Origin of the sequence: Curtobacterium sp. MMLR14_006 (genome assembly GCF_001864985.1) — a bacterium.
Taxonomy (GTDB): domain Bacteria; phylum Actinomycetota; class Actinomycetes; order Actinomycetales; family Microbacteriaceae; genus Curtobacterium.
In genome coordinates, this window is record NZ_MJGU01000012.1 from 626,532 (window position 1) to 638,439 (window position 11,908).

The 11,908-nt window shown below is 70.2% G+C and carries 9 protein-coding genes and 1 tRNA gene; 1 reads left to right on the forward strand and 9 read right to left on the reverse strand.

Features of this window, described 5'->3' with window-relative positions; all coding sequences use genetic code 11:
- Positions 1–32: 32 nt before the first annotated feature.
- The 6 genes from BIU94_RS06520 to polA form a co-directional block, all read right to left on the reverse strand.
- Positions 33–947 carry an SDR family NAD(P)-dependent oxidoreductase gene (locus tag BIU94_RS06520; RefSeq protein ID WP_071255671.1) on the reverse strand — a complete coding sequence of 305 codons (915 nt, stop codon included), beginning with the start codon at positions 945–947 and terminating at the stop codon, positions 33–35.
- On the reverse strand, positions 937–3,009 hold the full coding sequence (uvrB, locus tag BIU94_RS06525) for an excinuclease ABC subunit UvrB (RefSeq protein WP_071256386.1): 2,073 nt from the start codon (positions 3,007–3,009) through the stop codon (positions 937–939). The genes BIU94_RS06520 and uvrB overlap by 11 nt, the downstream gene beginning before the upstream one ends.
- A gap of 60 nt (positions 3,010–3,069) precedes the next feature.
- A complete protein-coding gene (gene coaE / locus BIU94_RS06530) occupies positions 3,070–3,672 on the reverse strand; it encodes a dephospho-CoA kinase (RefSeq protein ID WP_071255673.1) in 603 nt (200 codons plus the stop codon).
- Between the two features lie 125 nt (positions 3,673–3,797).
- Positions 3,798–5,255, reverse strand: coding sequence for a 30S ribosomal protein S1 (gene rpsA / locus BIU94_RS06535; RefSeq protein WP_071255676.1), 1,458 nt, complete (start codon positions 5,253–5,255; stop codon positions 3,798–3,800).
- Between the two features lie 158 nt (positions 5,256–5,413).
- A complete protein-coding gene (locus tag BIU94_RS06540; protein WP_071255678.1) occupies positions 5,414–7,093 on the reverse strand; it encodes a DUF885 domain-containing protein in 1,680 nt (559 codons plus the stop codon).
- Between the two features lie 219 nt (positions 7,094–7,312).
- Positions 7,313–9,985, reverse strand: a complete 2,673-nt coding sequence (polA, locus tag BIU94_RS06545; RefSeq protein WP_071255682.1) for a DNA polymerase I — start codon at positions 9,983–9,985, stop codon at positions 7,313–7,315.
- 43 nt (positions 9,986–10,028) lie between these two features.
- Between polA and BIU94_RS06550 the strand changes: the two genes are divergently transcribed.
- Complete coding sequence (locus BIU94_RS06550) at positions 10,029–10,454, forward strand: PaaI family thioesterase (protein ID WP_071255685.1); 426 nt, start codon at positions 10,029–10,031, stop codon at positions 10,452–10,454.
- A 72-nt stretch (positions 10,455–10,526) separates the two neighbouring features.
- Here BIU94_RS06550 and BIU94_RS06555 read toward each other — a convergent pair whose 3' ends face one another.
- The 3 genes from BIU94_RS06555 to BIU94_RS06565 all read right to left on the reverse strand — a co-directional run bounded on the left by BIU94_RS06555 (position 10,527) and on the right by BIU94_RS06565 (position 11,896).
- Positions 10,527–10,997 carry a GNAT family N-acetyltransferase gene (locus tag BIU94_RS06555; protein WP_071255689.1) on the reverse strand — a complete coding sequence of 157 codons (471 nt, stop codon included), beginning with the start codon at positions 10,995–10,997 and terminating at the stop codon, positions 10,527–10,529.
- A 96-nt stretch (positions 10,998–11,093) separates the two neighbouring features.
- Positions 11,094–11,699: an ANTAR domain-containing response regulator gene (locus BIU94_RS06560; protein WP_071255692.1), complete on the reverse strand. Its 606-nt coding sequence runs from the start codon at positions 11,697–11,699 to the stop codon at positions 11,094–11,096.
- 115 nt (positions 11,700–11,814) lie between these two features.
- Positions 11,815–11,896: transfer RNA gene (locus BIU94_RS06565), tRNA-Leu, on the reverse strand.
- Positions 11,897–11,908 lie beyond the last annotated feature (12 nt).

Sequence of the window (11,908 nt, forward strand, 5' to 3'; positions counted from 1 at the left end):
AAGTGGGTCCGACATCCGCCCGCGCGTCGCGGTCAGACGCTTGCGTCGAGAGCGAACGCGACCCCGGCCGCTTGCTCGCTCGCGGTCCACAGCCGTGCTGCCTCGGTCCGGTCGTGGGCCCGCGGCTGCGCCGGCACGAGCGCAGGAGCGCCCGCGAACTGGAAGGGCCCGCCGGGACCCCAGTACTCGCCCGAACGGACACCGGCGCCGACGACCGCGTGCACGAGCGGGTGCGCGCCGACGTCCTTCCCCTGCGCGACCCAGCCCGAGCCGAGGCGCATCCAGGCGGGCTCCGACCGCGTCGGCGCGATGTCCGGACGGGGCGGCGCCGCGGCGTCGAGCGACAGTCCGGGGTGCGCGACGACGCTCAGGACCCGTGACCCGGCGTCGGCCAACCGTTGCGCGAGCTCGAAGCCGAAGAGCATCACCGCGAGCTTGCTGCGGGCGTACTGCCGGTGCCCCTCGTAGTGCCCGGACGCGAGCGGGTCGCGCCGGTCGAGCGTGGCGAAACGGTGCGCGATGGAGCCGAGGTGCACGACGCGACCGGTCTCCTGGTCGAGCAGGGGCAGCGCCAGCGCCGTGAAGGCGAAGTGTCCGAGGTGGTTCGTCCCGACCTGCAGCTCGACCCCCTGTGCGGTGTCCCGCCGCTGCGCGGAGCCGACCACGCCGGCGTTGTTGAGCAGCGCGTGCACCGGCCCGAGGTCGGTGAGGGCATCGACGGCCGCGCGCACGCTGTCGATGTCGGCCAGGTCGAGGTGCAGGTGCGCCAGGTCGGCGTCGGCCACGTGGCGGCGGATGCTGCGCTCCGCTGCCGCTCCACGCTCACGGTTGCGGGTCGCGAGGACGACCCGGTGACCGGCGGCGGCGAGCTGCTCGGCGGCGTAGTAGCCGAGGCCGGCGCTCGCCCCCGTCACGACGACGGTGCGACGGGCGGTGTCAGCGGACATGTCCGGCCGACTCCATCTGCCGCAGCGACTTCTTCAGGTCCTGGACCTCGTCGCGCAGGCGCGCAGCGAGTTCGAACTTCAGCTCCGCAGCCGCCTGCAGCATCTGGTCGTTCAGGTCGGCGATCGTGGCCTCGAGCTGGGTCGCGCCTTCGCCCGCGATGCCCTCGCGTCGCAGGTTCGGCGTGGGCGATCGTCGTCCGTCGGCGGCGCCGCGGCCGTTCAGCAGCGCCTTGGTGTCGTCGTTCTCGCGCTGCAGGACCTCGGTGATGTCCGCGATCTTCTTGCGGAGCGGCTGCGGGTCGATCCCCCGCTCGAGGTTGTAGGCGACCTGCTTCTCGCGTCGGCGGTCGGTCTCCTCGATCGCCGTCTTCATCGAGTCGGTCATCTTGTCGGCGTACATGAGCACCTGGCCCGACACGTTGCGCGCCGCGCGACCGATCGTCTGGATGAGCGAGGTCGACGAGCGGAGGAAGCCCTCCTTGTCGGCGTCGAGGATCGCGACGAGCGACACCTCGGGCAGGTCGAGCCCCTCGCGCAGCAGGTTGATGCCGACGAGCACGTCGTACACGCCCTGGCGCAGCTCGGTGAGCAGCTCCACGCGCTTCAGGGTGTCGACGTCGGAGTGCAGGTAGCGCACCCGGACGCCGGCGTTGCCGAGGAAGTCGGTGAGCTCCTCGGCCATCCGCTTGGTGAGCGTGGTGACGAGCACGCGCTCGTCCTTCTCGACGCGCTGCTTGATCTCCTCGAGCAGGTCGTCGATCTGGCCGTCGCTCGGCTTCACCACGATCTCCGGGTCGATCAGGCCCGTCGGACGGATGATCTGCTCGACGACGCTGTCCGTGACGCCGAGCTCGTAGCGGCCGGGGGTCGCGGACAGGTAGACCTTCTGGCCGACGCGCTCGAGGAACTCCTCCCACGTGAGCGGTCGGTTGTCGAGGGCGCTCGGCAGGCGGAAGCCGTGCTCGACGAGCGTGCGCTTGCGCGAGGCGTCGCCCTCGTACATCGCACCGATCTGCGGGACCGTGACGTGCGACTCGTCGATGACGATGAGGAAGTCGTCCGGGAAGTAGTCGATGAGGCAGTGCGGGGCCTCGCCCGCGGCACGGCCGTCCATGTGCCGCGAGTAGTTCTCGATGCCCGAGCAGAACCCGATCTGCTCCATCATCTCGATGTCGAACGTGGTGCGCATGCGGAGCCGCTGGGCCTCTAGCAGCTTGCCCTGGCCCTCGAGCTCGGCGAGGCGTTCGGCGAGTTCTTCCTTGATGGCGCCGATCGCCCGGTGCATGACGTCGGTGTCCGCGACGTAGTGCGACGCCGGGAAGATCGACACGGCGGGCAGGTCGTCGATCACGCTGCCGGTCAGCGGGTGCAACGAGGAGAGCGCTTCGATCTCGTCACCGAACATCTCGATGCGGATCGCGTGCTCTTCGTACATCGGGATGATCTCGATCGTGTCGCCGCGCACCCGGAACGTGCCGCGGGCGAAGTCGACGTCGTTCCGCTGGTACTGCATCGCGACGAACTTGCGGACGAGCTGGTCGCGCGAGATGGTCTGCCCGACGTGCAGGGCCACGGACGCGTTCATGTACTGCTCGGGCGTGCCGAGGCCGTAGATGCAGGAGACCGTGGAGACGACGACGACGTCGCGCCGGCTGAGCAGCGAGTTCGTCGTGGAGTGCCGCAGCCGCTCGACCTCGGCGTTCACCGACGAGTCCTTCTCGATGAAGGTGTCCGTCTGCGGGACGTAGGCCTCGGGCTGGTAGTAGTCGTAGTACGACACGAAGTACTCGACCGCGTTGTTCGGGAGCAGTCCGCGGAACTCGTTGGCGAGCTGTGCCGCCAGCGTCTTGTTGTGCGCGAGCACCAGCGTCGGACGCTGCACCTGCTCGATGAGCCAGGCCGTCGTCGCGGACTTACCGGTACCGGTCGCACCGAGGAGCACGACGTCGGTCTCACCGGCGTTGATGCGCCCGGCGAGCTCGGCGATCGCGGCCGGCTGGTCACCGCTCGGCGAGTACTCGCTGATGACCTCGAACGGCCGTATCGCCCTGGTCGGTTCGATCGCAACACCCATGACGTCAACGCTAGTCGGCACCACTGACACACGCCCGCGCGCCGGGTGTCAGGCGACGAGACGCGCCCAGACCTCGTCGGCCGACCGGACGGTGCGGTCCAGGTCCCCCGTCGCGTCGACGACGTGGTCGGCGAGGGCGAGTCGGTCCTCGTCGCTCGCCTGCGCGGCCACCCGGCGCTCTGCCTCGTCACGAGCCATCCCCCGGTGCGTGACGAGCCGCTCGACGCGCTGCGCAGCTGGCGCGTCCACGACCACGACGGCGTCGAAGCGGATCGGGCGGGAGCCACGTGCCTCGGCGAGCAGCGGGACGTCGTAGACGACGACGGCGTCGGGGTCGGCGGCGGCTGCGGCGTCGAAGGCCTGTTGCGCGAGCCGCCAGACCTCGGGGTGGGTGATCGCCTCGAGGTCCTTCCGCGCCGCAGCGTCGGCGAACACCACCGAGCCGAGTGCAGGCCGGTCGAGCGAGCCGTCCTCGGCGATGACGCCCGGCCCGAAGCGTTCCGCGACCCGGGCCAGTCCGGGACTCCCCGGTTCGACCGCCTGCCGCGCGAGACGGTCCGCGTCGACCACGACCGCCCCGTGCTCGGCCCAGCGTCGGGAGACCGTCGACTTGCCCGCGGCGATGCCGCCCGTGAGACCGATGATGCGCACCGACCCAGGTTACGACCCGCCGACGACGCTCGCGGCCCACGGCATCCGTCGAGCACGGTGCCCGAGAACGCCGGAAGCCCGGCACCACGAGGGTGCCGGGCTTCCGGTCGGGGTGACCCGCTCGATCAGTTGGTCGAGCTGAGCTTCTCGCGGAGCGCCGCGAGCGAGGCGTCGTCAGCCAGCGGGCTGGCGTTGTTCGACTCGCTCGTGAACGACGACGACGCGGCGGCGGGCAGGTCGAAGCCGCCCTGCGCCTCGTCGGCGATGGTCTTCGCGACCTGCGCCTTGTGGGCTTCCCAACGCGACTGGGCGGCCGCGTACTGGCCCTCCCACTCGGTGCGCTGGGTGTCGTAGCCCTCGAGCCACTCGTTCGTCTCCGGGTCGAAGCCGTCCGGGTACTTGTAGTCGCCCTTGTCGTCGTACTCCGTCGGCATGCCGTAGAGCGCCGGGTCGAACTCGGTGCCCTCCGGGTCCACGCCCTCGTTCGCCTGCTTGAGGCTGAGCGAGATGCGGCGACGGTCGAGGTCGATGTCGATGATCTTGACGAAGACCTCGTCGTTGACCGAGACGACCTGCTCGGCGAGCTCGACGTGCTTGTTCGAGAGCTCCGAGATGTGCACGAGGCCCTCGATGCCGTCGGCGACACGGACGAACGCACCGAACGGCACGAGCTTCGTGACCTTGCCCGGTGCGATCTGGCCGATCGCGTGGGTGCGGGCGAAGACCTGCCACGGGTCCTCCTGGGTCGCCTTGAGCGAGAGCGACACGCGCTCGCGGTCCAGGTCGACCTCGAGGATCTCGACGGTGACTTCCTGACCGACCTCGACGACCTCGCTGGCGTGCTCGATGTGCTTCCAGCTGAGCTCGGAGACGTGGACGAGACCGTCGACGCCACCGAGGTCCACGAACGCACCGAAGTTGACGATCGAGGACACGATGCCCTTGCGGACCTGGCCCTTGTGGAGGTTGTTGAGGAAGGTGGTGCGGGACTCGGACTGCGTCTGCTCGAGGAGCGCACGGCGCGACAGGACCACGTTGTTGCGGTTCTTGTCGAGCTCGAGGATCTTCGCCTCGATCTCCTGGCCGAGGTACGGCGTGAGGTCGCGGACGCGGCGGAGCTCGATGAGCGATGCCGGGAGGAAGCCGCGGAGACCGATGTCGACGATGAGGCCGCCCTTGACGACCTCGATGACCGTGCCGGTCACGACGCCGTCGGACTCCTTGATCTTCTCGACGTCGCCCCACGCACGCTCGTACTGCGCGCGCTTCTTCGACAGGATGAGGCGACCTTCCTTGTCCTCCTTCTGGAGGACCAGGGCCTCGACCTCGTCGCCGACCTCGACGACCTCGTTGGGGTCGACGTCGTGCTTGATCGAGAGCTCGCGCGAGGGGATGACGCCCTCGGTCTTGTAACCGACGTCGAGGAGGACCTCGTCGCGGTCGATCTTCACGACGGTGCCGGAGATGAGATCACCGTCGTTGAAGAACTTCAGGGTCTTCTCGACCTCGGCCAGGAAGTCATCAGCCGAACCGATGTCGTTGATGGCGACCTGCTTAGGAGCCTTGGTCGTAGTGGTTGTCATGTAGAGATTGCTCCGAACGGACATGAGTCGGGCCGTGGCGGGAGGGGGATCAGCCCCCGTGGTGCTCCGCCGTGGCGATTGGTGTGGTGACGCGGATTGCGCCGCACAAGTCTAACCGCACCGGCGGAAGCCCCACAACCGTGCGGGGACCCGGCGCGTCATCCGACCAGGGCGCTCCGCAGGGTGTCCAGCCCGATGCTGCCGAGGGACAGCGCGCGGTGGTGGAAGGCCTTCAGGTCGAAGGAAGAGCCCTCGCGAGCGGCGACCTCGTCGCGGATCGACTCCCACACCCGCTGGCCGACCTTGTAGGACGGCGCCTGCCCCGGCCAACCGAAGTACCGCGCCACCTCGAACCGGACGAACGCGTCGTCCATGTTGACGTTCTCGCGCATGAAGTCGAGGGCGTACTCCCACGTCCAGCCGCCGCCGTCGGGGTTCGTCTTCTGCAGGTGCACGCCGATGTCGAGCACGACACGGGCGGCGCGCATCCGCTGGCCGTCGAGCATGCCGAGCCGGTCGCCGTCGTCGTCGAGGAACCCGAGCTGCTCCATGAGGCGCTCGGCGTAGAGCGCCCACCCCTCGACGTGCCCGGACGAGCCGGCGAGCTGCCGACGCCACGTGTTCAGCTCGCCGCGGTTGTAGACGCCCTGGCTGATCTGCAGGTGGTGTCCGGGGACGCCCTCGTGGTACACCGTCGTCTTCTCGCGCCAGGTCCCGAACTCCGTCACGCCCTGCGGGACGGACCACCACATGCGACCGGCGCGCGAGAAGTCGTCGGAGGGGCCGCTGTAGTAGATGCCGCCCTCCTGCGTCGGCGCGATCCGGCACTCCAGGCGGCGGATCGGGTCCGGGATGTCGAAGTAGGTGCCGGCCATCGCCTCGATCGAGGCGTCGCTCGTCTCCTGCATCCACCGCTGCAGCGCGTCGGTGCCGTGGAGGACGCGGGACGGGTCGGCGTCGAGGACCTCGATCGCACGGGCGACGCTCGCGCCGGGCTCGATGCGGTCCGCGATGCGCTCCTGCTCGTCGCGCATCCGGGCGAGTTCCTCGAGTCCCCACTCGTAGGTCTCGTCGAGGTCCACGGTGGCGCCGAGGAAGCGGCGGGAGTGCAGCTCGTAGGCGTCGCGCCCGACCGCGTCCACCGGGGTGGCGAGCGGCAGGAGCTCGTGCTCGAGGAACCGCCCGAACGAACGGTAGGCGGCGGCCGCGACGGTGGCGCCGCGCTCGAGGTCGGCCCGCAGTGCCGCCGGCACGCTGCCGCCGTCGTCGAGCGCGGCGCCGTCGACCAGGCGGCGGAAGAAGCCGTCGTCGGCCCCGTTCCGGGCGGCCTGCTCGGCGATGAGCGCGACCTGGCGCTTGGCGGGGGTGACGTCCTCGCGCGTGCCCTGGAGCAGGGTCTCGCGGATGCCCTCGAGCGCGTCCGGCAGCGCGTTCAACCGTCCGGCGACGTCCTGCCAGTCCGACTCGGTGGCGGTCGGCATGAGGTCGATGATCTCGCGGACCGACTGCGCCGGGCTCGCGATCACGTTGAGGTCGCGCAGGTGGAGCTTCCGCTCGTGCGACTCGAGCACGAGGTCGAGCTCGGCACCGAGGTCGGCCTTGGTCACCGCGTCGACCGCGTCGACCGCCGGCGCCGCGTCGAGCGCGCGCTTGGCCACCCGGGCGGCGTCGGCCGTGGCGTCGGCCCCGGTCGGCGAGGTGTCGCCGTACTCCCCCGTGCGTCCCGGGACGCCGATGTACGTGGCGGTCATCGGGTCGAGGTCGACGAGGGTGGTCACCCAGTCCTCGGCGACACGGTCGACGGCGGAGGGCTGGCGGACGGGTCGTTCATCGCTCATGCCCCGACCCTACCGACTGGCACCGCCGCAGCACTTCCGCGCATGGTGAGCAGTTCCGCGCGTGGGCAGTCGCGCCGGACGCCCTCCCACGCGCGGATCTGCTTCCCACGCCGCGTGCGATGGGAGAGACCGACCACAGAAAGGACGGGAGGCCCGGTGCCAGCCGGCACCGGGCCTCCCGTCCGTGGTGTGGTCGCGACCCGCGTTCGCAGCGCGCGGCTAGTGCGCTGCGCTCTCCCAGTTCGGGCCCACCCCGACCGACACGTCCAGCGGGACGGTCAGTTCGGCGGCGGCGCCCATCCGGGTGCGGAGGATCTCCTCGACGCGCTCCTGCTCGCCGGGCGCGACCTCGAGGATGAGTTCGTCGTGCACCTGGAGCAGCAGGTGGGAGTCGAGGCCCCCGTCGCGCAGGTCGTCCGCGACGCCGAGCATCGCGATCTTCATGATGTCCGCTGCGGAGCCCTGGATCGGGGCGTTCAGCGCGGCACGCTCGGCGTTCTCGCGCAGCACGCGGTTCGGGCTCTTCAGGTCCGGGAACGGACGGCGGCGACCGAAGATCGTCTCGGTGTAGCCGTCCTCGCGCGCCTGCTCGACGACGTTGCGCAGGTAGTCGCGCACCGCGCCGAAGCGGGCGAAGTACTCGGTCATCAGCGTGCGGGCCTCGGACTGCTCGATGCGCAGCTGCTTCGAGAGCCCGAAGGCGCTCAACCCGTAGGCCAGGCCGTAGGACATCGCCTTGACCTTCGTGCGCATCTCCGGGGTGACCTCGGACGGGTCGACGCCGAAGACCCGGGCGCCGACGAAGCGGTGCAGGTCCTCGCCCTCGTTGAAGGCCTGGATGAGCCCGGGGTCGCCGGACAGGTGCGCCATGATGCGCATCTCGATCTGCGAGTAGTCGGCCGTGACGAGCGTCGTGTACGGCTCGGCGACGGCGAACGCTGACCGGATGCGGCGGCCGACGGCGGTCTTCACCGGGATGTTCTGCAGGTTCGGGTCGGTCGACGAGACACGGCCGGTGCTCGTGCCGGTCTGCTCGTAGCGGGTGTGGATGCGACCGTCGACGACCGCGGCGTCGAGCGTGTCGACGATCTGGCGCAGCTTCGTGGCGTCGCGGTGCTGCAGCAGCAGGCCGAGGAACGGGTGCGGGTGCTGCTCCTGCAGGTCGGCGAGGCTCGCCGCGTCGGTCGAGAAGCCCGTCTTCGTCTTGCGGGTCTTCGGCATCGCGAGCTCGGTGAACAGGACCTCCTGCAGCTGCTTCGGCGACCCGAGGTTGACCTCGTGGCCGATCTCTGCGAACGCCTGCTGGGCGAGTTCGGCGGCGCGCTCCCCCAGTTCCTTCGACAGCCCGGTGAGCACCGGACGGTCGATCCCGACGCCGATGGTCTCCATGCCCGCGAGCACCGAGACGAGGGGCAGCTCGATGTCGTCGAGCACGGTGAGCGAGGACTCGTCGATGCGGGCGCGCAGCGCGGTCGCGACCCGGAGCACGAACCAGGCGTGCACGCCGATGTTCACCGGGTCGGTCTCGGGCACGAGCTGGTTCGGGTCGGCGGTGGGGAGTTCCTCGCCGAGCTCCTGGTAGACGAGGTCGGCCAGGGGCTGGCCCTGCTTGCCGGGGTTGGCGAGCCAGCCCATGATCCGGGCGTCGCCGGCGACGCCGTTCACGGCGATGCCGACCGTGCCGAGGGCCTTGATCGCCGCCTTCGCGTCGTGGAAGTGCTTCGGGGCGTCGGACGCGAACCAGGCGGTGAGCTGTTCGTAGTCCTTCGCACCGCTGCCACCGGGGACCAGCACGGCGTCGTCGTGGGTGGCGATGCCGATCGCACTGAGCCGGCCGTCGATGACCTCGACCGCGACGCCGTAGCCGTTCGCCGCCTCGGTCGCGTTGCGGCGCTCGAGCCAGTAGCCGAGTTCCTCGTCGATGAGGGTCTTGACCGGCGGCGGGGTCGGGGCGCCGTCGTCGACCGAGCCCTCGGCCGCGGTGGCGTCGGACGGTTCACCCGAGCCGGCGACCTTGAACACGCGGTCGAGCAGGGTGCGGAACTGCAGCTTGGCGAACAGCTCGCGCACCGCGGTCTCGTCGAGGGGACGGAGCGCCACGTCGGCGGGGCCGACCGGCAGCTCGACGTCGGTGACCAGGCGGTTCAGCCGCCGGTTGCGGACCGCGCGGTCCTTCTGCTCGCGCAGGTTGTTGCCGACGACGCCCTTGATCTCGTCGGCGTGCTCGAGGACGCCGTCGAGGGAGCCGTACTGGGTGACCCACTTCACGGCGGTCTTCTCGCCGACCTTGTCGATGCCGATGAGGTTGTCGCTCGTCTCACCGACGAGTGCGGCGATGTCGGGGTACTGGTGCGGCTCGATGCCGTACCGCTCGTACACCTTGTCGCGGTCGTAGCGGGTGAGCTCGGACACCCCGCGGACCGACGGGTAGAGCAGCGTGACGTCGTCGTTCACGAGCTGGATCGAGTCACGGTCGCCGGAGACGACGTAGACCTGGAAGCCCTGGGCGGCACCCTGCGACGAAAGGGTCGCGAGGATGTCGTCGGCCTCGTAGTCCTCCTTCGTCACGGTGGTGATGCCCATCGCCTCGAGCGCCTGCTGGAGCAGCGGGATCTGGCCCTTGAACTCGGCCGGGGTCTCCGAGCGGGTGCCCTTGTACTCGGCGTACTCCCGCGTGCGGAAGGAGAAGCGGGAGATGTCGAACGCGACCGCGAGGTGCGTCGGCTTCTCGCGCTGCAGGAGCATGAGCAGCATCGAGATGAAGCCGTGGATGGCGTTCGTGTGCTGCCCGTCACGGTTGACGAAGCTGTCCACCGGCAGTGCGTAGAAGGCCCGGAAGGCGAGCGAATGGCCGTCGATGACCATGAGGGTAGGCTTTGCGGAGTCCGACACCCGGACAGCCTAACGACGCCATCCGACACGGGAGTCCGACCACGTGACCGACGAAGCGACCACCAGCACCGGCGTCGATGAGCGGCTCACCGAGCGGGGTGTCGGCGAGCTGGCCGAGAAGATGGGCATGGTCATCACCGAGCTCAGCGCCGAGCGTGCGGTGGGCACGATCCCGGTCGAGGGCAACCGGCAACCGGTCGGTCTGCTGCACGGGGGCGCGTACGTCGTGCTCGCCGAGAGCCTCGGGTCGATGGCGGCGAACGTGCACGCCGGTCCCGGCCGCTACGCCGTCGGCATCGAGCTGAGCGCCTCGCACTCGCGCAGCGCCACGAGCGGCACCGTCACCGGCACCTGCACCGCGATCCACCTCGGCGGCACGCTCACCACGCACGAGATCGTCCTCACCGACGACCAGGGCCGACGGTGCTCGACGGTGCGCATCACGAACATGATCCGCGAGCGGCGCTGATCCGCGAGCGGCGCTGATCCTCGGACCGCGCTGATCCTCGGACTGCACTGATCCCCCGACCGTGCCGGCGCGTCAGTCCTCCGGCGGACGCTGCAGCAGCAGGTGCGCGTCCCCGAAGCCGAGCCGCCGGTAGAGCCGCTCCCCGTCGACGCTCGAGTGCACGGAGGTCCGCTCGACCCCGAGGTCGTCGGCGAGCTCGAGCAGCGCGGTGACGAGCCGCCCGGCGACGCCGGCACCGCGCAGGTCCGGGTGCACGTAGACCGTCTGCACGTCCGCGGTCAGGCGACGCCCCGGACGGTCCGGCGTCGGTGGGCGCGACACGAGCGCGAGCCACGCCATCGCGAGCACGACGCCGTCACGCTCGGCCACCACGCACCGGTGGGTGTCCGGGTTCGCCGCAGCGAACGCGACCATCGCCTCGCGGTACGCGGCGGGCGTCGCCGCCGGCACCGCCCCGCCCTCGTCGACGCTCCACCGCCAGCGCAGGTCGGCCACCGCAGGCATGTCGTCAGGCCGGGAGGCCCGGATCACCACGTCGTCCACCGCTCCAGCCTGCCAGGTGGCCGGCTCTCGTGCCCCGGACGTGCAGGAGCGCCGCCGGACCGGGGTCCGACGGCGCTCCCCGAGCGACGGTGTCGCCTACTTCTTGGCGCTGAGCTGCTCGATGATCGCCTTGGCGACGTCGTGCATGGTCAGGCGGCGGTCCATCGAGGCCTTCTGGATCCAGCGGAACGCCTCGGGCTCGGTGAGGCCCATCTTCTCGTTGAGCAGGCCCTTCGCACGGTCGACGAGCTTGCGGGTCTCGAAGCGCTCGACGAGGTCGGCGACCTCGGCCTCGAGCGTGATGATCTGCTGGTACCGCGAGAGGGCGATCTCGATCGCGGGGAGCAGGTCGTTCGGGGTGAAGGGCTTGACCACGTAGGCCAGGGCGCCGGCCTCGGTCGCACGCTCGACGAGGTCCTTCTGGCTGAAGGCGGTGAGCAGGACCACGGGGGCGATGTGGTTCTTCGAGAGCTTCTCGGCCGCGGAGATGCCGTCGAGCTGCGGCATCTTGACGTCCATCACGACGAGGTCGGGTCGGAGGTCGGTCGCGAGCTGCACCGCGGTCTCGCCGTCACCGGCCTCGCCGACGACGTCGAACCCGTTGTCGCGGAGGATCTCCACGATGTCGAGGCGGATGAGCGACTCGTCCTCAGCGACGACGACGCGACGGGGTGCGGTTGCTGTTGCTTCTGAGTCACTCACGGAGGAGAGCCTACTAGACGGCGGAAGTGGTGCCGATCAGGGAGTTGCGCGCCGCGCGTGCCTGTGCGGTTCCACAGCGCGCCTGCCCGATCCAGGACGCTGCCGACGGTGCTTGTACGAGTGGCGGGACTTGAACCCGCACGCCGTGAGGCAGAGCATTTTGAGTGCCCCGTGTCTGCCGATTCCACCACACTCGCGAGGGCTCCAGG

Excerpts from the sequence above, each read along its gene's own strand:
- rpsA (WP_071255676.1), bottom strand. The coding sequence starts at position 5,255 with ATGACAACCACTACGACCAAGGCTCCTAAGCAGGTCGCCATCAACGAC.
- BIU94_RS06520 (WP_071255671.1), bottom strand. The coding sequence starts at position 947 with ATGTCCGCTGACACCGCCCGTCGCACCGTCGTCGTGACGGGGGCGAGC.
- BIU94_RS06540 (WP_071255678.1), bottom strand. The coding sequence starts at position 7,093 with ATGAGCGATGAACGACCCGTCCGCCAGCCCTCCGCCGTCGACCGTGTC.